Genomic DNA, 21,151 nt, shown 5'->3' on the forward strand with positions numbered 1-21,151 from the left:
CCACAACAACAGCATCTCCTTTAAAAGTTTCACATTAACTCCGAAAAAGCGCCCCTAACGATTAAACGTTAAGGGCGCTTTTGCACGGTACCACCTTAGATATTGATGTTTTTAAGCATCACTTTGAAAGCTTATCGCGCTGCCACGCACTGTCTTAAACAACAGTGACCTCCAAGGTGTCACAAATCATGTTGTTGTTTTGCTCACATCATCCGCAAAATTTCTGTCTATCCAAACTATGATTTTCCCAATTCATCGGCTTTAATATATATTTTAATCATAGCTTTAAAGTATTGCAAAGTCAAGCAAATGAAGGAAATTCAATGAAATACCTCAAAATCGATAAACTTTTGATTCGTAAGGACGTAACGTACTACCCTGATCGTCTTCATAGTTACTAATCAGCACATCAGCATTCAGGTCTACATGATAATCACGGTTTAGCACTTGATCAGTAAAATTGTTAATAACAAGCAGTTGTTCATTATCTAACACACGTCGATAAGCATATACTTGATCGTCATCTGAATCCAAAAGCTGATACGTCCCTGTTGTGATAATAGGCAACTCATGTCGCAAGCGAATCAGTTTTTGGTAATAATAAAAAATTGACTGTGGATCAACTAATGCTTCTTGAGCATTAATCGTTTGAAAGTTATCATTTAACTTAAGCCATGGTTCACCTGTTGTAAACCCAGCATTTTGACTATCATCCCACTGCATGGGTGTGCGTGCGTTATCGCGTCCTTTCGCGTGAACATAACGCAGCATTGTCTCTTCATCTGTTAAGTGATCTTTATCGATCAAATATTTAAAGGCATTTTTAATTTCAATATCGTCAAAATCTGCACGTTTTAAATTATAAGCATTGGTCATACCAATTTCTTCACCTTGATAAATATAAGGTGTTCCCTGCATGAAGTGAAGCAATGTTGCAGCCATTTTTGCTGAAACAACACGATATTCTGGTCGGTCATCACCGTATCGACTCACTGCACGTGGCTGATCGTGATTATCCCAGTAAAGGGAATTCCAAGCCTTATTCGCTAGTTTATTTTGCCATTTTGATAAATTCTGTTTCAAATCAATCAAATTCACTTTTTTATCATACCACTTACCAAGCGCTGGATTAGGGTTATTATCTAATCCCATATGTTCAAATTGGAAAACCATATTTAATTCAGAAGTATCTTTGGCAGCATACTTAATAGCGTTATCAATATCAACCCCAGAAGCTTCACCAACTGTCATCATATCAGCTCTATTTAACACTTTTTGACGCATTTCCTGGAGATATTCGTGCACATGAGGACCATTCGCAACAGCCCTATCTGAATTACCATACTCACCACCTTCAGGTACTTCTCCGTCTGGCAAACCATCAGGCTTAGAAATCAAGGAAATGACGTCCATTCGGAAGCCATCAATGCCCTTATCCACCCAAAAATTCATCATATCAAAGACTGATTGACGCACTTTGGGATTGACCCAGTTTAAGTCAGGTTGACCTTCAACAAACAAATGCAAATAATATTGACCGCTTTCATCATCAAATTTCCAAGCTGGACCAGAAAAGAAAGACCCCCAGTTGTTTGGCTCGTGTCCATCAACCGGATCACGCCAAATATAAAAATCACGTTTATCGTTAGTCTTTGAAGAACGGCTTTCAATAAACCATTTGTGTTGATCTGAGGTATGATTAACAACCAAATCCATCAAAATTTTAATATTTTTGTCGTGGGCTTTTTGAAGTAAACGATCAAAATCAGCCATATTACCAAATTTTGCATTGATATCTTCATAATCAGAGATATCATAGCCATTATCTTTATCAGGTGAGGCGTAAATTGGATTCAACCAAATGACGTCAGCACCTAATTTTTCGATATAATCTAATCGTTGCTCAATCCCTTGTAAATCGCCAATACCATCGCCATTAGCATCTTGAAACGAGCGTGGATAGACCTGATAAACTACTGCCTTTTGCCACCATTTAATATTCTTTGTCATGAGTTATATTCCTTTTTTTATTCTGTCTGTTTTTGAATCGTCTTCTTTAACTATCCAAATTAAGCAACCGCCAATTATTAAAGCCACACCCGCAATAGCCAACATATGTGCCATTGACTTACCGACAGCAGGGAAAATGGCAAAACTTGCAATTGAAGCTATGATTTGGGGAATGCAGATGAAACAGTTAAATAATCCGAGATAAATACCATCATGTTGGCCATTTAAAGCATTTGTCAATATCGTAAAAGGTATTGAAATAATAGCAATCCAGCCAATACCGATTAATATGAATCCAACCAATGATGATAAATGTGTATGTCCATATGCAACAACCATGAATCCAATACCACCAGCAATTAAACTGAAGAAAAACGCCCATTTACGTGTTTTTTTATTGAGATGTTGGAAAAAAATACCGACTAGTATTGCCACTACTGAATAGACTGCCTGTAATATGCCAAACCAATTACCAGCCGCTTGATAACCAACAGACGCAGGATCGGATACGCGCCAAATATTTTCCGATAAAGCACCAGTCGAGTAGGTCCACATATATGGAATGCCAAACCAAACAAAGAATTCAACGATACCCAATGTCCAAAACACTTTAGGCGCATTTTTTAAGATATCAACAAACGAATCTCGTTTTTCATTATTAACTGTGATGCCGTGGTAATAAGCTAATGTTTCTGGATCATACTCTTTCACATTCATCACAGTAAATATGGTAGACAACAATAATATAGCCGCTGCAACATAAAAAGATATTTTAACCGAATCAGGTACGACACCTCGAGCCGCCGTGTTAGAGATGCCAAAAACCGTTAACATAAATGGAAATATAAAGGCAATCACACCACCTAAACTTCCCCACATATTCTGTAGTGTCCACGCTTTATCTGTTTGCTGCTCACTAACCATATCTGGAATAAGCATTTTAAATGGCTGCATGGAAACATTAGCAGATAAATCCATAAATAATACTGTGACGGCACCAAACCATAAGGCCGTCATAGAACCATAACCAAAACCAAATGACCCTGTGTTTGGTAATAATAATAAAACAATAATTGATACCAAGCAACCACCAATCAAATACGGTATACGGCGTCCTAGCTTTGGAAGCCATGTTTTATCTGAAAATAGACCAATTAACGGTTGTGTTATCATACCGGCTAGCGGCGGTAAAATAAAGAAAAAACCTAATTTGGTGGGATCAGTTCCCAGCGTTTGAAATATTCTGCCCATATTACCAGTCTGAACTGAAAAAGCAACTTGTACGCCGGCATAACCAAATGTCATTAAAAACAATTGCATACTTGTGAGCCTTGGTAACTGCCCCTTTGTTTGCGTCTTACTATTTAACATCGTTATTCTCCTTTTAAGGTTATTTTAAATAGTGATTGCATTTAAAAGTAACCGCTTACATTTTCAAAATAAACTTTTGATTCATAAGGTCGTAGCATATCACCTTGATCATCTTCATAATTACTGATAAGCAGCTTCGCGCCAGCATTTAATGAATAATGTCTTGTTTGAATGCGATCTGTAAAGTTACTGATGATCAATAATTGTGAATCTCGCGCAATGCGTCTATATGCATATACGAATTCGTCATCGATATCTAATACTTGATAGTGACCGTTAGTGATAATTGGCATTTGTTGTCTCAAAGCAATTAATTTTTTGTAAAAATAAAAAATAGATTGTTGATCAGTGAGTGATGCGGCAACATTAATTGTCGTATAGTTATCATTGACACCTAGCCATGGTTGACCGGTTGTAAACCCGGAATTGAGACTATTATCCCATTGCATTGGCGTTCGAGCATTATCTCTTGAAGAATGATGTACATATCTCATCATTTGTTCTGACGTGACGCGTTTTTGCTGATGAACTAAATCATCAAAAGCGTTCAACGTATCAATATCTTGATACTGCGAAATTGATGACCAGTTGACATTAGTCATGCCAATTTCCTCACCTTGATAGATGTAAGGCGTCCCCTGCATAAAGTGTAGCGTCATCGCCAACATTTTGGCAGATGTCACACGATACTTATCGGTGTCATTACCAAAACGTGATACAACACGAGGCCGATCATGGTTGTTCCAATACAAACTATTCCAAGCCTTACCTTCTAGATCATTTTGCCATTTAGATAAAATTTTCTTCAGATCAACTAACTTGAAGCGCTCATCACTCCATTTCCCAAGCCCTTGATGGCTGTTGTCTAATTCAGTGTGTTCAAATTGGAAAATCATCTGTAACTCGTTAGCATCAAAACCAGCATATTGCATTGCATCTTTAGTTGTCACACCAGGTGTTTCACCAACCGTGATAATATCGTGTTGTGATAAGACCTTTGCATTCATTTCTTGCAAATATTCATGAACTTTTGGGCCATTCGCCACAAAGGTCATTGATGAGCTGTGATTATCAGCATCAACATTGGGGTCATTTGGCAAACTTTTTTGTTTTGAGATCAAATTAATGACATCCATTCTGAAACCATCAACGCCTTGCGCGAGCCACCAAGACATCGTATCGTAAATGTCATGTCGCAAGGCTGAGTTCTCCCAATTCAAATCAGGCTGTTTTTTTGAAAAGAGATGTAAATAATACTGTTGCGTTTTATCATCAAATTCCCAAGCCGGACCACCAAAATCTGATAGCCAATTATTTGGTTCATGACCATCCACTGGATCGCGCCAAATATAGTAATCACGATATGGATTTTCTCGCGATGATCGGCTTTGTTGAAACCATTGATGTTCATCAGACGTGTGGTTAACAACTAAGTCCATCATAATCTTCAAATTAAGCTGGTGGGCGACTGAAATCATTTCTTGAACATCCATCATTGTCCCAAATTCGGGTAAGATTTTTCGATAATCACTAATATCATAACCATTATCATCATTTGGCGATTGATAAATTGGACTCAACCAAATCACTTGAATGCCTAGCTTTTTTAAGTACGGTAAACGCTGAATGATACCTTGAATATCCCCAATACCATCACCATTACTATCTTGAAAACTCCGTGGATAAATTTGATAAACAACCGCTTTTTGCCACCAATTGTTTTCTACCATTGCTTTTCCTCATTATTCTGTTTTTAAATTATTTGAGTAAACGTTTACGCAATATTATTGTAACCGCTTTCATTATATTTGTCAATCTAGTTTGCGTTATAATATAGATTATGGCTATAACAATTAAAGACATTGCAAATAAAGCTGGTATATCAGCCGCTTCCGTCTCACGAATTTTGACAAATCGTGGGCGCTTTAGTGAGGAAACAGCACAACGAGTCAGACAGTTAGCCAACGATATGGGTTATTTTAAAAATCAATCAGCTGCCGACTTGTCACAAAAATCAAGTCGCGTGGTGGGTGTTTTGGTGCCCATAACTCATACAAATTTCGCTGATGAAATTATAAAAGGGATGCAAAGTAAAGCCTATGAACTGGGCTATGAATTATTAATTGCTTTTGTTACAACTGATACCCAACAACAAATTAAAACTGTTAAATCTCTTTTATCGCGACAATTATTAGCCGTTGTGATGCTAGCGATTGATATTGAAGATACCGTGTTTGATGTTTTGAAAAGTACTGATGTGAAGCTTTTGAGTGTATCTAACCAACTTGATAATGATATTCCTTCCATTTCTTCTGATAACTATGCTATGATGCATACTATCGTTGACTATTTATACGAGCATGGTCATCGCCAAATGGCTTTAATCGGTTCTTCTGATCCTGACCCAATTGTTGCCATTTTAAGACGTCGCGGATTTATTGATGCCTTAACCAACCACGGTATCTCATATAATCCAGATTTTATTTGGGGTGTCGAAATGACTTACCAAACTGGATTAGATGCCATTAAAAAATTTGGAGAACCTCTGCCCTTTACTGCGGTAATTGGTTCAGCCGATATTATCAGTATTGGTTTACTAAACGGTGCCATAGGTGCTGGTATTTCAGTCCCTAACAATTTATCTATTGTCACTATTGATGGGACCGAATTAACACAGTTGACGCGTCCAACCTTAACTGCTGCTCAACAAAATTTTGCTAAAATGGGAGAACTTGCAATTACGACTCTCGCCGATGATTCATTATCCCCACATAGCATGGTTTTTACTGATACCATTCTCGTTCCCGGTGGTACCGTTTCCAAAATTATTTAAAGCAAAAACCGTTAGTTTAAGTGATATGTACCCGATAACTTTCTGAACATTTTGATTTGTCTCAGTTATCGGTTCACATCATCATAAAACCGACGGTTTTTTTATTTATTGCATTTTAGCTTCAATATTTGCTAGTGTAACTTCTGCTGTCGAAGCAAAGTTTAAGTCGGCATCTGACAACACATCGACGCTTTTTTAGAAACTGATTCCAAATTTCGCCATAAAAACGCGCGGTGCCTGTAACTCCAAGTGCTGTCAATAAAAATAGAAAAATCGTTGTTATTAGTTGCCTCCATTTTACCATTGTCCAACTTATTTTATTTAACCATTCACACATAAAATAAGGTATACTATTAGAGACATAAAGAAGGATGGAAAAATGGGACGATATCAAATTGATTTTAAACAGAAACAAGCCAATGCCAATTACAAGTCAGGTCAACAGACACAGTTAACTAAGGCCGAGCAAGTGGCCGCTATAAAAGCAAAGTTTACACAAACAAAAAACAAGTGAGAAGCCTAAAATTTTGGGCATCTCACTTGTTTTTCTATGAATATAAATAAGTTTATGATTTAAGTAATTTAAAACGATCGTCATCAGCAACAAAAGTTTTATCATCTGCCGATGATTCAATTGATCCAAAAGGCATTTGTGCTCGTAAACGCCATGATGAAGGCACATCAAAGTTCTCTACCACTGATTCATCAATTAATGGGTTATAATGTTGCAGTGATGCACCAAGGCCAGCCTCTGTTAAAGCTAACCATGTCGCATATTCAGCAATACCATGCCCTTGTTCTGACCAGTCATAAAAATTTTCAGCATATAACGGAATATTTTCTTCAAATGATTTAACCACGGACGTATCTGTAAAAAATAAAATTGTGCCATATCCAGTTTTGAATGAACGATTAATCTTAGCCAGTGTGTTATTGTACGCATCTTCATCAGAAGCTTCTAATTTCAGACGATTTGCGGTTAGCTGCCATAACTTGTCATGCAAATCACCAATTAATACGATGACCCGTACAGTCTGATTATTAAAGGCCGTTGGTGAATTTTTAACGGCAGACTTGACAATATCAAAAATTTCTTCTGGTGTTTGCGTCACTTTTTTGCCTAAAACATAAGTTGTTCGACGTTGCTTTTGTAAATTTGTAAATGACATAACTATTTTTTGTGTGTTAACAATGATTTGACGAGTACGCCACCTAATTGACGATATGTTGCCTATTTTATTTTAATGTCATAAGACACCGAAAAAATAGCTTAACAACACGACACACAATTCCTCCTTTTAAGTCTACTTAGCCACCACTAGCATAAGCTCGTACTTTTATCATAACAGCTTACTTTTAATAAGTAAATAGCATGTGTTTTTATTTTAAGGATAATTGATATGCCCAACGTACGTGCTTCGCATGACCTTCATCAATATAAACAATACCTCGCTTTACAAAACCATTCCCTTTTATAACAGCCTGCATTGGCATATTTTCAGGATGTGTATCAATTCGAAAATCGACGACATCCTTATCAAAAAAGTAAGTCAAAATCGCTGTCACAAATCGTTGTGCCAACTTTTGTCCACGATAAGTGTGAGACAATGCGAAACGATGAATAGCCACATAATTGGTTGATTGATTCAACCATTGCCCTGACTCAATTTTGGTATAAACAGGATCTTCACCTGTTATGACTGCAACATAACCAGCAACATGTTTGTCAACAATAAGGACATAGCCATGCTTTTGTTTTAAGTCGTTCAGGATGGTCTCTTGATTCGGATAACCCAATTGCCATTGATTAATTCCTTGTTGTTTAAGATAAATTCGTGCATTTTCAATGATAATATCGATTGCTGCTAAGTCGCTATCCTGCGCTTGACGCATATATACTACTGACATACTTCTACTTGATTACACCAAACGTAATCTCTCCCTTATCAAGATAATTTATTTTATCACATAGAACACAACTTAAATAAACAAAAGAAAGTTTTAATGTTATTAAACACTAAAACTTTCTTTTTACTTCACACGTTTACCCCAATACTGGAAATAGTCCACACGCATGGCACCATTATAAAGCTTGCGTCGCTTGGTGGCTTTTTCACCGTACGATGACTCAAATTCTAAATCGCTAGTCAAAATGTACTTACTCCAACTGGGTAACTGACGATATACATTGCCCATTTCAACATACAATTCCCTCGCCGCATCTAGCTCACCTAATCGTTCACCATAAGGTGGATTAGATACTAATACACCATTAACTTTATCAGTGGTCCAATCTTTGGCAGCTAACTGTTTAAACACAATGTCTTTTCCGAGGCCTGCGTGCTTAGCGTTTTCAATCGCAATTTCTACCATGTTTTCATCAATATCAAAGGCCTCAATATCAAGCGTACGATCGTAATCAGCTTGCGCTTCCGCCTCGTCTCGGACCGTCTCGGATAATGTTTTATCAAACCAATCCATTTGCTCAATATCAAAATCTCTGATTAAACCCGGTGCAATATTACGGCCTATTAAGGCCGCTTCAATGGCAAGCGTTCCTGAACCAGTCGTTGGATCAACAAATGGCCTATCTGGGTGCCAATTGGTTAACAAAACTAGCGCAGCAGCAAAGTTTTCCTTCAACGGTGCACCACCTTTATTCACACGATAACCACGTTTAAACAAAGATGGGCCAGTTGTGTCAAGCGTAACAATCACATGATCTTTTTCAATCATCACTTCAAGTTGTGCAAAATAACCATTTTCCGGCAGACGTGTATGAATATGGTAAGCTTCTTGTAATCGGTTAACAATTGCTTTTTTTGTGATTGCCTGTACATCAGGCACACTAAACAATTCGGATTTTTTAGAGCGACCAGCTACTGGAAATTCTGAATCATAGTTAAGATAAGTTTCCCAAGGTAAGGCCTTCACACCTTCAAAAAGATCGTCAAAAGTGGTTGCATCAAATTCACCGACAATAATTTTGATACGATCTGCAGTTCTTAACCATACATTTGTATTCAGAATATCTTTTGCTGTACCGTCGAATCTCACACGATAGTTTTCAACTTGATGTTCATAATTTAGACGTTCAAGTTCTTTACCGACTAAAGATTCAAGACCGGCGGCAGCTGTTGCCATTAAATGATATGTTTTTTCCATTAGTTTTCCTTTATACTAGATTAAGTAAAATAATACTGATCTAGATTCTATACTGGTACGGTGAGGTGATGCAATGAAATTAATTGATTTTGAAAATCTGACACAATACATGTCCCCAAAAAGTCTACTGTTCGAACAACGGGGTGAGTTGATTTTACCCGTTTCACAAGTATACTTCATACCTGATTCACCCCATTTACGTTTGATAACGGGTCAAAAAGCAATGTCTTTAATCCAATTAAGCACACGATTAAAAGATATGAGTGATGAAACACAGCTATTCTCATCAACCTTTCGACCAATATTTGGCTTTCATTTGCTATTAGATGTTGCAACGCCACATATTGTTTTAAAATAAATTATCATAAGTATACGTTACACCGCGTCGTTTTTGTTTAGCAACCTGAGCTTGTGACGGTGTTTTAATCTGATCCCGTTGCCAGTTTACTAGTATTGTTTCAATATATCGCAGACTACGTGCATTATTCGCGACAGCCTCTTGTATAGCCAACAATATTAAGTCTGGTTCAAAATGATCTTGGTCAAACCAATGACCAATGGTCTGCATTTCCATTGGTGTTAATGGTCGACCAAACTCTACTTCAATTGTTTGAAAAATCTCTCGACGAACCGATTTCCCATCCGACACAGTAGAAACGACAGCCATATGCTGTCCTTCCAATAATTTAGTAACCATCGGCGTAAAATCATACGTTTCAACTTGTTTTGTTGTTGCTGATATAAGCATCAATTCTCGGGTAATCAGGCTTTTCAAACGTGTAACAACGATATTTTCAGTCACATGTAAAACCTGTGCTAAACTTTTAGGTGTCGCCGCATCACCTCTATTTTGGATACGCATCACTTGTAAATAAAGCACCAGATCGTCATTATCCATGCCAATCTCTTGATAATGCAATAGCAAATCATTACTAATACTTGATTGTCCAGCTTTAATATACTGCTGTAAACGATTATCTAACACCACTGTTTATCACCTCGTTACACTAAGACATCGTTTGAAAAACGTCCAAGATTACTTGGACGTTTTTCTACCTAACCATAGTTTAGCATGTTTTCAAAGTTAGCACCGATAAACATAAAAATCATGTTTTAAATTATGGTCGCAAACGATTAGTCATACGTGGAAATGGGATGGCTTCGCGAATATGTTCTTCGCCCGTAACGAACGTGACCATACGTTCCAAACCAAGCCCAAACCCAGAATGTGGTACAGAACCGAAGCGACGTAAGTCCAAATACCAATTATATTCTTCCAAACTCAATCCTTCTGCTTCAATACGTTGTTTTAGATAGTCATAATCTGTATCACGTTCTGAACCACCAATAATTTCGCCATATCCCTCTGGAGCCAACAAATCAGCAGAGATAACAACATCTTGACGTGTTGGGTGTCGTTTCATATAAAAAGCTTTAATTGCCTTTGGAAAATTAACAATAAACACAGGCTTTGCAAAATGATTAGCCAAAAAGGTTTCTTCTGGCGATCCAAAATCAACGCCCCATTCAACATCAAATCCATTATCCTGCAAAAGTTTAATAGCATCATCATAACTGACACGTGGATAAGGTAATTCTGTATATGAGCGTAACAAGTCTTTGTCACGCTCAAGAATATCTAATTCTTGCTCATTATTTTCCAAAACCTTTGAAATCAAAAAGGAAATATAACGCTCTTGAACTTCTAAACTCTGCTCTTGATGCATAAATGCCATTTCAGGTTCGATCATCCAAAATTCGGTTAAATGTCGACGTGTTTTTGATTTTTCTGCACGAAATGTCGGTCCAAAAGTAAAGACTTTTCCAAACGCCATAGCACCAGCTTCAGCATAAAGTTGCCCCGTCTGTGACAAAAAAGCTGGTTCCCCAAAATAATCAGTTTCAAACAAATCAGTTGTGCCTTCAGGTGCCGAACCTGTTAACAATGGTGAATCAAGTTTTGTAAATCCCTCACGATTAAAAAATTCATAAGTTGCTGCAATCAATGTATTGCGAATTTTTAATGTCGCAAATGGCTTTAAATGACGCAAATAAAGATGGCGCTCGTCAAATAGAAATTCTGTGCCATGCTCTTTTGGTGTAATTGGATAGTCATGACTTTCACCAATGATTTCAATACCTGAAACGGCCATTTCGTAACCAAAAGATGACCGTGTATCTTCATGAATTTCACCAGTAACATATATACTGGTCTCCTGCTTCAATCCTTTAGCAAGATCAAAAAGTGTATCTGACACGTCAGCTTTTGCAACCACTGCTTGAAAAAAAGCTGAACCATCACGTAATTGTAAAAAGGCTAACTTACCTGAACCGCGTTTTTGTCTGAGCCAAGCACCAATTTTCACTGTTTGACCGACATAGTTTTTGACGTCAATAATTTGAATTGTGGGAATTTCCTCTACCATGAATATGTTTGTTACATGTAGCCACACTAAATATTAAAGTGCCTTTAGGTGTACTACATACCTCTCCTATTTTTTAAATTAAGTATATTGTTCAAAAAAGACAGTTAACCGTCTAACAGCCTCATTTAAAACTGCTTGGTCTTTGGCATATCCCATACGTAGATAACCAGGCATACCAAACCCCTCACCCGAGGGCATTGCCACATGAGCTTCCTTTAAAATTTTCATAGATAGCTCACTAGTGCTAGTAAGACCAGCAGCCACTAAAACATCAGGTGACACCTTTGGAAATAAATAGAAAGCACCTTGCGGTTTAATTGCCACCTTCAAACCAGGGACTGCATTTAACAAATCATAAGTGACATTTAACCTATTCTCAAATGCTAAACGCATCTCTTCCACAGAAGATTGGTCACCTGTCAATGCGGCAAGTGCCGCATACTGCGCCACGGCTGTGGGATTGGACGTCATATGATCTAATAGTTTATTCATTGCTATAATAATTTCAGAAGAAGCCAACGTCCAACCTATACGCCACCCAGTCATAGCATAAGCTTTTGACACACCATCAACGATAACCATACGACTGTTCTCAAGCGCTTGTAATTGTAGACCCGACGTAAATACAGCCCCGTTATAAATTAATTGACCATATATTTCATCCAAAATAATATAAACATCATGTTGATTTGCCCAATCTAATATCGCCGTGATCTCGTCACGTGTATAGACTTGCCCGGTTGGATTTGTAGGTGAATTGAGAATAATCAATTTAACGCTTTGTGACAGGGTATCCAAATCTGCCACTGTCAACTTCAATTCATCATTTACGGGTTCAACCTGATGTAAAATCCCACCTGCTAATTTAATCTGCTCAACATAACTCACCCAGAGAGGTGCTGCAGCCACAACTGTATCACCTGGATTCACGAGTACTTGCATCAAAGCATATAATGACAACTTGGCACCCGTTGTGACTGTCACATTATTTAAAGCAATATCCGCATCAAACCGCTGTTTCACTTGATCAACAATCGCTTGCTTAAGTGCTTTTATACCACTTGTTGGTGTATAAAAGCTCGTCTGCTCAGCTTGTATAGCTTGTATAGCTGCCTGCGCAATATGCTTTGGTGTTTGAAAGTTTGACTCTCCAACACCTAGGTTAATAACATCAATACCATTTGCTTGCATGTCCTTAGCTAACTTACTCATAGCTAATGTTGCTGCAGCTTCAACTGTTTTGGCACGCTCTGAAATCATTTTTTCTCCTCAACACTAACACTTAAAGTCCCTTAATCACACGATAGGGGCTGCCTGTTTTAAAATCAAGTGTGACATAATTTAATGTATTATTTTGTCCCTTATAACTCACTTCCCAAACCAGAGCCTGCTTGTATTCACTAATATTGGCTGAGTAGATCTTTTTGGGTTTATAGGTTGTTAAAATTAATTGACGTAGTTGCTTATCTGACAAACCATTACGACGATCATAAGTTTTAACTTGATTCGACTTACCACGCACAATAGCTACCTTTTGCTTTCCTGAAGCTGTGGTACCAGTAATTGCGTAGGTTGTTTTTTGCCTGTGATCAACACTAATTTGCTGAACTGTTGCGATATCTGTCTTAGCCTTGACGAAACGCTGCAGGCGTGATTCATCACGCCTCATTGGTGTCAAAGACACATAAAAATAGCAAATCGTTAAGGCAGACAATATAATACCGATACCCGCAGCAATGAACCAAAATCTCGACCAATGGACATTTTTTTGTTTGCGGCGCTGTCGGATTCGAATATCGTCTTTAAATTGCATCATAATTTTTCCCCCAACAAACGTCTAATACTAGTATATCAAATATCTTTTAGAATTTGGTTATACTGTGTCACCAAATTTTTCTTGACATCAAAATGAGGTAATAATTCAATTTGAGATTTAAAATGATTACGTTGCATGGCATTCAATTGTGTAACCAACAGTGTTTTAGGATGACGTTGCATCTGTGTTAATACTAAAGCTAAACGTGAAACAGGTTGCCAAACGATACGTTCTGGCACAATAACAATAGTTGGTAAGTCTTGATCACGCAACCACATCGTACTAAATATCTTAGGTGTCACCATTATAATATTTTCTTGACCAACATGGCTTTGTCTTTGAATTTTTTCCAGAGAACCTGTTATTCCTTCAGCAACAAGGCTGTAGGAAGTAACCATCGCATGCTTAATTTTTTGATACCAATGATTAACACGATCAAGGTCTGGCAAAATAATTAAAATTTCACCAACATTCTTTTGCGTCAGTGCTTGTAAATGTATCAAAGGCGAACTTTTTTGCAACTGCACAATGCGAACCGGATTGCTTTGGTTACGGATAAATTCCCTTTCAACGGTAATGCTTTTAGGCGTATCACCCAAAAAGTCACTCACTTGATTATCAAGATACTCACTAACCACAAGTAATTTATGAATATGCGCAATAAAGTGTTGTTGATAAATTTGCTGGGCACGAATATCAAAAGCAACTGTCATTTGAGATTGTTCATTAATATTTTTCAATTCGTAATGGCTCGTCACCTCAGTTTGTTGTAGCAACCTTCTAATTTTAATTAATTGTCCTGTCACTTGGCGCCACTCTGTAGGAATAGGTGTCCCACTCAAACTAACAACTTCAGCGAGCTGGTGAAGTAAAGTTAACAAGCGCTCAACTTTTTTTAACGTTGATATATTTGCATTAGTTAAACGATAGACTTGTTTAATTAATTTGAGTGTCTCTGCGGTACTTTGTCTAATAAATAAGCGTTGTTTGTGAGTCAAACCTGGAATTTCTTGGTGCATCAGCGTTTTGACTGTATTTTGAAATTGCGTTAAATTTAATTCAACATGGAAATAGTTTTGTAAATCTGAAATAAACTGGCTTGGTGTTTCCATCACAATAACCGGCCACTGCGTTAAGTGTCTTGTTGCCAATAATTCGCGATACTGATTAAAATACGAATTAAAATTCATAATCAAAACATCAGCATGATCAGCACTAGCCTTTGCGCGTTTAAAAAACAAACTATTGGTATCACCTTGAATATCCGACACAATATCAGTGTGATTCACACCAACCTGTATTTCATGGAGTAATCCTGTTTTTGTCTGCGTTAACCAGACTAATATACGTGCTTTGAAAAACTGTTTCTGTGTTGTATCTGTGGTATCGTGCAATTTAGACATAAAACGGTCCACGTCAATATATTCAGCCGCATCATACAAAATCGCTGTATTTAATTTAATATCCAATAATTTTGCTAGTCTCTGTGACAACATGAGTTGCTGCTTTTGGAGACTTTCGTCATTTGTTAATAAAAGCGTCGGTTGCGACTTGGTATCCAACAACAATGGCACTAAATAGCCTAACGTCTTCCCAATTCTTGGTGCTGTTAAAACAGTTAAAACACCATCATGACGTTTAGCAATAAACGCATTAACACGATTCATTAAATTATTTTGTGCATCATTTGCAGTCAGCCAGTGACCAAATAATTGTCGTTTATTTTCTGAAGTTGCAGGATAATCAGGTATTTTTTGGTTCTCTGGGCTAGATTGAATTAATGGTTTTGTGAGAGCAATCTTGTCCATAATATCCAAATCGTGCCCCTGATGTTTAACTTTAACCAACTTCAAAAAATCTTGTGTCTGCCTAAGCAATGGCCATGCACCATATTGTAATTGCTGTAAAACCACACGTGGTAGCTGCTCTGCTCTTTGCCAAAGTTTTAAGAACAACAACGCGGTAGCATGGGCGTCAGCGTTGGCCCGATGTGCATTGTTTAAGGTAATATCCAAATAAGTCGTCAAATCTAATAACCGATACCCTGGGGCTGTTGGTAATAGGATTTGAGCAAGCTGTACCGTATCAATAGCAGCTGAATTCAGTTTTTGAAAGCCTGTTCGCACAAATTCATCGTTCAAATAAGGATAATCAAAATTAATATTATGTGCAATGATAACAGCATCTTTTAGTAAATTTTGTAAGAGTGGTGCGATTTCTTCAAAGTAGGGTGCATTCTTGACCTCTTTTTGGGAAATATGAGTTAATTGTTGGATATTACGGGCAATTAATTGTCCAGGGTTCACAAATGATTCAAAATGATCAACAATTTTACGTTGTTTGATGAAGGTCATACCGATCTGAATGATGCGGCCACCCTTAGCGACACTCTGCCCCGTCGTTTCTAGATCAACAACTACAAAGGTTTCGTTGGCGTTCATAAAAAACACCTTTCTATAATTTATTGGCGAATGACGTTGTTAACTTTGTTTTAACTCATGAGCTCGCAACAAACTTAACAACGTCATTCCCTTATTATTTTACACTATTTGCTACTATGCGGTACAATAGTATAGGATATTCGGAGAAAAAATATGATTAGTCAAATGATTGGCGTTGGTATTGCCCATGCTAAAGTAATTTTAATTGGTGAACATGCTGTTGTCTATGGCCAACCAGCTATCGCTATCCCTCTTACTAACCTAACTGTAACGACAACTATTCGACCTGCCTTTAGATCACAAACAATTGAAAGCAGCACCTTCCACGGTGCCTTAGACGAACTTGGTGCCAATGTTGAGGGTTTACGCCAATTGATTTTACGTCTGCTTACAAAGTTCAAACTGCAAGATACACCGTTTACAATGACAATTGATACAAATATTCCACAAGAGCGTGGATTTGGAGCATCAGCTGCTTTTGCAACATCAATTACAAAAGCTTTTTTTGATTATATCAAAGCACCTCTAGCAGCTGCTGAATTAAAGTATTTCACCGACATCGAGGAAAGTATTTCTCATGGGTCAGCCTCTGGACTTGATGCAGCAACAGTTGGTTCAAACGACCCGATTTGGTTTATTAAACATAAGCAATTGGCCTCATTTCCCATGTCGCTGACCGGAACTTTAGTTGTTGCTGATACTGGTATTCATGGGCAAACCATGCATGCAGTTAATATAGTTAAAAGTCAGCTCGACACAGATTACGAATTAACATGGCAAAAAATAGTGCATCTTGGACAAATTACCAATAAAGTTCGCCTTGATTTAACTCAAAACAACCCAGAACATGCAGGTTTATTGTTTACCGCTGCACATCACGAGTTACAATCATTAGGCATCTCCCATCCGAAGCTAGATAATCTTGTAAATGCAGCAATTCATGCAGGTGCGCTCGGCGCTAAATTAACAGGTGCTGGCATTGGCGGTGCAATGTTCGCTCTAGCTAAAAACAATGACGATGCAATTGCCATTGCTAATGCCTTAACTAAAGCAGGTGCTCAAAATACCTGGATTCAGCCTTTATAAACATATCTTAAAAACCCATTAATGACAACTTACTCTGCCATTAATGGGTTTTTAAATCACTAATTTGTACCACCTTTATCCCCATTAGCACCCTCTTCAACACCCGGGTTCCACCAATTAACTCGTGCATTAGTATCGCGTGTTTTTAAATTAAACTCACTCACGTACTTATCTGGTGCCAACGCCCAAGTATAAGTTTTGTGCAACTTAGCATGTGTAATAATTCTATACTCAGTTGATGGAAATAGACAACTAATAATTGTGAGCTGTGCTGTTTTTTGTGGATTTAATACTGAAACTTGTGTTGCTGGCACAGTTGTTTGCCCAGAAATAATATACTGATATATTCCTTTTTGATTAGCTAGTAAAATCGTTTGTCCATTTAGCCAAGAAGAGCCCTCTAATCGACCATGATTCACGTAAGGCGCATCATGGTTAGCTGACTTTTGTAACGCACTAAACCCTGTGTGCCCATCATTAAAATTATGACCAGCTAACCCATAATTTCCTTGTCCCATGATTGGCTTTTGTTGCCCCTCTGGATCAGCTTCAGAACGATTAGCGTAGTCAGCACCCGCATTTAATCCTAAATCAGAATATGCATCGTTATAAATTGGTAATAAAATATTCCGACTTGGAATCGCAACAAATCCTTGCTTTTTAAACCCCTTAGCAGCATTACGCATCACCATTCTAGCAATTGAACGACGCGAGGTATTATCTTGTCGACTCTTTTTATCTGTTTTTGATCGCTGATACTTTTGCACGTGATGCAATGCGATATCTTTCACATTGGCAATATTATTTTGGTACAAATAAAGCCCAAGCACTGCAAATACTGTTACAACGCACGAAACAAGCATTGCATTATAAAAAGAAACGGATTTTTTTTTCCGCCTTAACTTAATAATGAACTCACCAATGCTATAAACGATAAATGTAACAACAAACAGGACACCGAAATATAATAATTGCTTACCATTTTGTGAGGGTATCTTGCCTTGATTAGACAGCGCTAGTGAAAAAATAAATGGCAACATTCCATATTCCTATTCTTATCTACGAATGTGTTTATTTGTACTTTAAACATATTGTTAGATTAGTCATCTTACTTACTGTTTATTCAAAATGTCATCAATATGGGCTAATTCCGTTTCAGTGAAAGTCATCTGCTCTGAAAATGATAGGTTGTCTATCAAGTGTTCTATCTTACTAGCCCCAATGACAACACTAGCCACACGTCGATCTCTTAATAGCCAAGCCAGTGCCATTTGCGATAACTTTTGACCACGTTCATTGGCAATTTGATTTAATTCATTTAATTTTGCTAGTAGTGTATCTTTACCATTTTTAAATAAAAATTCGTTTGTACGATGAATCGGATAATCTTCAGGTATGTTATCTAAATAGCGATCAGTTAGTAGACCTTCTGCTAGAGGACCGTAAGCAACCAAGCCAGCATGATGTTTGTCTAACACATCAAGTAGACCTTCTGATTCAGCTGACCTGTTTAACATATTATATGATACTTGATTACCAATAAAGGGCGTCCCTAACTCATTGAAGATTTCGGCAATGGCTGCAGTCTGAGCTGAAGTATAGTTTGACACGCCAACATACAGGGCCTTGCCTTGCCTAACGATGAGGTCCAAAGCACGAGCTGTTTCTTCTAGACGTGTATTAGGATCCCAGCGATGTGCATAGAAAATATCAACATAATCTAGTCCCATGCGTTGTAGACTCAAATCTAATGCTGCTGTTAACGTTTTCTTTCCTGAAAATTCACCTAATGGTCCGGGCCACATATGATATCCCGCCTTAGTTGTAATGATTAGTTCATCACGATAAGGTTTTAAATCACTACGATATACTTGACCAAACGTTTCCTCTGCTGTACCGTTACTTGGTCCATAATTAGAAGCATTATCAAAACTAAAAACACCACTATCAAATGCTTTTAGAATCACTTTTTTAGAATTTTCAAGAGGCATCTGATCGCCTAAGTTACGCCACAAGCCAAAAGATACTGCTGGTAAAATCAAACCTGAGTCGCTGACGCGACGGTAAGGTAATTTTTCATAACGCTGTTCATCTGCTTTATAAACCATAATTAAAGTCCTCTCAAAATATGTTCTGCGATCTGTTTGTGTTCACTACTTAATGGATGTACTCTATCTTTAGAAATCGGCCAATCATTTGTTAACATCATACTGAAATTATTAAATCGTTTAACTTCATTTTGATAAACCGATTGAAACGCACCGTTAAATGGTAATATCAAAACTATTTTAGCAGAATGAAAGCGTTTTATCAATTCTAACAGGTAGATACGCAAACCGAATGCAAATGATTCAGCGGTGGCACCATAATTAAAATCATTCGTCCCATAATTTACAATCACCAAGTCTGTCAAAACTCGTGGCCGTTCAATGTTTTCTGCCACTTGCCATAATGCCTCAATCGCCGTCGGTTCTTGAAATGGCGCATTAGGGGTCAAACCAGTGCCACCGTAGGCTATCCGATTTAGTGGCCTGCCAAGGCAATCAGCCACTAATTGTGGATAACTCAACTCTGGGTGGTTACCATCTTCAGCCATACTTTCCCCTGCTGTAATAGAGTCACCGACAAATGTGACAAAAGATTCTTTGCGTATTACTGGCGTAACCTGCCCATCATCAATTGCCATGGTTGTCAAGACCACTGGATTCTGCCATAGTGTCAAACTACTAGCTGAACTATCACGTAACATGATCCGAACATATGCTATGTTAGCAGCTATTTGAAAAATAAGTCGTTGTTCACTAACCAGAATTTCGCGCCAAGGTTCCCCATTAATTTGGATAACAAACGATGTCTGATCATTAATATCACTGAATTGAAATTGTACTTCTTTGACACCAGTGGCTTTGAATGCAATACTTGCACCAAATTGTGTTGTCACAAACGCGTGATCATCTGCTCCCCATTCAGCTGACAGTAGTTGCCGCATATCAACAGTTTTCATAACATCACATTCCTATTATCTGGACTCTTCATAATATCTTCAATACTTTCAAAAGCATTGACACGCCTAATTGTTTCAGCAAATGTCTCTGCTACAGATATTTGTATTAATTTACTGAACTGTTTTTCTTTTGGCACCTCAATTGTATTAGTGACCAAAACTTGTTTAATTGCTGACTTTTTTAATTTTGCTACGGCATTATCAGAAAGAACAGCATGCGGCGCAACTGCATAGATCTCTGTGACACCAGCAGCTGACAAGGCTTGACTGGCTAACACCATACTCGTACCCGTGTCGATAATATCATCCACTAAAATTGCACGTTTTCCTACAACATTACCTGTAACAGCGTAAGTTCCACTGGACAATATGCCATCCACACGACGATCCACAACTGCCCATTCAGCATGTAATAATTCAGCAAATTTACGTGCGCGACTAACACTTGAATGATCAGGTGCCACTACGACCAAATCATCGCCGAGTAAGTCATTTTCATAAAAATAATGACCTAAGGCCGGCATTGAGATAAGATGATCAACTGGAATGTCAAAAAAGCCTTGCACTTGGTCCGCATGAAGATCCATTGTTATGACCCGTTTAACACCTTGTGACTCTAACATATTAGCAATCATACGTGCAGATATCGGTTCACGAGATCGCGCCTTACGATCAGCTCTTGCGTAACCAAAATATGGTATCACGATGTTTATTGTATTCGCTGATGCGCGACGGGCTGCATCAATGAATATCATGAGCTTCATAAAATTATCATTAACTGGATCCGAAATACCTTGAATCACATACAGATCACGTCCACGCACCGTTTGTTCAATTCGTTCGTATATTTCATTATCAGCAAATTGGCGAGTATCCACTGCAGATAAATCTGTTTCTAACAATGTCGCAATTTCGATGCCCAACTGTGGATTACTGCCAAGGCTAAATATTTGATATTCCGGGGTCGTCATGAGTTACACTCCATTTTATTTTCTCACT

At 37.8% G+C, this 21,151-nt stretch carries 19 protein-coding genes and 1 pseudogene; 4 read left to right on the plus strand and 16 right to left on the minus strand.

Annotation, left to right across the window (positions count from 1 at the left end; genetic code table 11):
* Window positions 1-333: 333 nt before the first annotated feature.
* From LKI_RS01745 to LKI_RS01755, 3 genes are read right to left on the minus strand one after another with little or no spacing between them, the layout of a single operon-like run.
* A complete protein-coding gene (locus LKI_RS01745) occupies window positions 334-2,010 on the minus strand; it encodes a glycoside hydrolase family 13 protein (RefSeq protein ID WP_013102413.1) in 1,677 nt (558 codons plus the stop codon).
* Between the two features lie 3 nt (window positions 2,011-2,013).
* A complete protein-coding gene (locus LKI_RS01750) occupies window positions 2,014-3,381 on the minus strand; it encodes an SLC45 family MFS transporter (protein ID WP_013102414.1) in 1,368 nt (455 codons plus the stop codon).
* 41 nt (window positions 3,382-3,422) lie between these two features.
* Window positions 3,423-5,111, minus strand: a complete 1,689-nt coding sequence (locus tag LKI_RS01755) for an alpha-glucosidase (RefSeq protein ID WP_013102415.1) — start codon at window positions 5,109-5,111, stop codon at window positions 3,423-3,425.
* 110 nt (window positions 5,112-5,221) lie between these two features.
* Here LKI_RS01755 and LKI_RS01760 point away from each other — a divergent pair, with 110 nt between their 5' ends.
* The gene (locus tag LKI_RS01760) at window positions 5,222-6,214 is read left to right on the plus strand and encodes a LacI family DNA-binding transcriptional regulator (RefSeq protein ID WP_013102416.1); all 993 of its coding nucleotides are present in this window, start codon (window positions 5,222-5,224) and stop codon (window positions 6,212-6,214) included.
* A gap of 105 nt (window positions 6,215-6,319) precedes the next feature.
* Here the strand turns inward: LKI_RS01760 and LKI_RS11200 are convergent.
* Window positions 6,320-6,400, minus strand: a pseudogene (locus LKI_RS11200) (beta-phosphoglucomutase); the annotation flags it as partial.
* 193 nt (window positions 6,401-6,593) lie between these two features.
* Between LKI_RS11200 and LKI_RS11165 the strand changes: the two are divergent.
* A complete protein-coding gene (locus LKI_RS11165; protein ID WP_013102417.1) occupies window positions 6,594-6,728 on the plus strand; it encodes a hypothetical protein in 135 nt (44 codons plus the stop codon).
* A 52-nt stretch (window positions 6,729-6,780) separates the two neighbouring features.
* On the opposite strand, the gene LKI_RS01765 is transcribed toward LKI_RS11165, so the two are convergent.
* The 3 genes from LKI_RS01765 to LKI_RS01775 all read right to left on the minus strand — a co-directional run bounded on the left by LKI_RS01765 (window position 6,781) and on the right by LKI_RS01775 (window position 9,379).
* The gene (locus tag LKI_RS01765; protein WP_013102418.1) at window positions 6,781-7,383 is read right to left on the minus strand and encodes a nitroreductase family protein; all 603 of its coding nucleotides are present in this window, start codon (window positions 7,381-7,383) and stop codon (window positions 6,781-6,783) included.
* A 211-nt stretch (window positions 7,384-7,594) separates the two neighbouring features.
* Window positions 7,595-8,107: a GNAT family N-acetyltransferase gene (locus LKI_RS01770; RefSeq protein ID WP_013102419.1), complete on the minus strand. Its 513-nt coding sequence runs from the start codon at window positions 8,105-8,107 to the stop codon at window positions 7,595-7,597.
* 138 nt (window positions 8,108-8,245) lie between these two features.
* A complete protein-coding gene (locus LKI_RS01775) occupies window positions 8,246-9,379 on the minus strand; it encodes a THUMP domain-containing class I SAM-dependent RNA methyltransferase (RefSeq protein WP_013102420.1) in 1,134 nt (377 codons plus the stop codon).
* 73 nt (window positions 9,380-9,452) lie between these two features.
* On the opposite strand from LKI_RS01775, the gene LKI_RS01780 reads away from it, so the two are divergent.
* Entirely contained in the window at window positions 9,453-9,737 is a 285-nt protein-coding gene (locus LKI_RS01780; protein WP_013102421.1) for a hypothetical protein, read from the plus strand.
* Here the strand turns inward: LKI_RS01780 and LKI_RS01785 are convergent.
* The 5 genes from LKI_RS01785 to LKI_RS01805 all read right to left on the minus strand — a co-directional run bounded on the left by LKI_RS01785 (window position 9,729) and on the right by LKI_RS01805 (window position 16,062).
* The gene (locus tag LKI_RS01785) at window positions 9,729-10,367 is read right to left on the minus strand and encodes a DnaD domain-containing protein (protein ID WP_013102422.1); all 639 of its coding nucleotides are present in this window, start codon (window positions 10,365-10,367) and stop codon (window positions 9,729-9,731) included. The two genes, LKI_RS01780 and LKI_RS01785, sit on opposite strands and share 9 nt — an antisense overlap.
* Before the next feature lie 130 nt (window positions 10,368-10,497).
* Complete coding sequence (asnS, locus tag LKI_RS01790) at window positions 10,498-11,805, minus strand: asparagine--tRNA ligase (protein WP_013974973.1); 1,308 nt, start codon at window positions 11,803-11,805, stop codon at window positions 10,498-10,500.
* Between the two features lie 78 nt (window positions 11,806-11,883).
* The gene (locus LKI_RS01795; protein ID WP_013102424.1) at window positions 11,884-13,065 is read right to left on the minus strand and encodes a pyridoxal phosphate-dependent aminotransferase; all 1,182 of its coding nucleotides are present in this window, start codon (window positions 13,063-13,065) and stop codon (window positions 11,884-11,886) included.
* 22 nt (window positions 13,066-13,087) lie between these two features.
* Window positions 13,088-13,621, minus strand: coding sequence for a cell wall elongation regulator TseB-like domain-containing protein (locus LKI_RS01800; protein WP_013102425.1), 534 nt, complete (start codon window positions 13,619-13,621; stop codon window positions 13,088-13,090).
* A 35-nt stretch (window positions 13,622-13,656) separates the two neighbouring features.
* A complete protein-coding gene (locus LKI_RS01805; RefSeq protein ID WP_013102426.1) occupies window positions 13,657-16,062 on the minus strand; it encodes an exonuclease domain-containing protein in 2,406 nt (801 codons plus the stop codon).
* Window positions 16,063-16,215: 153 nt separating this feature from the next.
* On the opposite strand from LKI_RS01805, the gene mvk reads away from it, so the two are divergent.
* Window positions 16,216-17,148, plus strand: coding sequence for a mevalonate kinase (mvk, locus tag LKI_RS01810; protein WP_013102427.1), 933 nt, complete (start codon window positions 16,216-16,218; stop codon window positions 17,146-17,148).
* A 59-nt stretch (window positions 17,149-17,207) separates the two neighbouring features.
* Here mvk and LKI_RS01815 read toward each other — a convergent pair whose 3' ends face one another.
* The 4 genes from LKI_RS01815 to LKI_RS01830 form a co-directional block, all read right to left on the minus strand.
* Window positions 17,208-18,188, minus strand: a complete 981-nt coding sequence (locus tag LKI_RS01815; protein WP_013102428.1) for a class A sortase — start codon at window positions 18,186-18,188, stop codon at window positions 17,208-17,210.
* A gap of 72 nt (window positions 18,189-18,260) precedes the next feature.
* The gene (locus LKI_RS01820) at window positions 18,261-19,256 is read right to left on the minus strand and encodes an aldo/keto reductase (RefSeq protein WP_013102429.1); all 996 of its coding nucleotides are present in this window, start codon (window positions 19,254-19,256) and stop codon (window positions 18,261-18,263) included.
* A gap of 2 nt (window positions 19,257-19,258) precedes the next feature.
* On the minus strand, window positions 19,259-20,152 hold the full coding sequence (locus tag LKI_RS01825; RefSeq protein WP_013102430.1) for a GDSL-type esterase/lipase family protein: 894 nt from the start codon (window positions 20,150-20,152) through the stop codon (window positions 19,259-19,261).
* A complete protein-coding gene (locus tag LKI_RS01830; protein ID WP_013102431.1) occupies window positions 20,149-21,123 on the minus strand; it encodes a ribose-phosphate diphosphokinase in 975 nt (324 codons plus the stop codon). Before LKI_RS01830 ends, LKI_RS01825 begins: the two co-directional genes overlap by 4 nt.
* Window positions 21,124-21,151 lie beyond the last annotated feature (28 nt).

The sequence above is a fragment of the Leuconostoc kimchii IMSNU 11154 genome (genome assembly GCF_000092505.1).
Classification (GTDB): domain Bacteria; phylum Bacillota; class Bacilli; order Lactobacillales; family Lactobacillaceae; genus Leuconostoc; species Leuconostoc kimchii.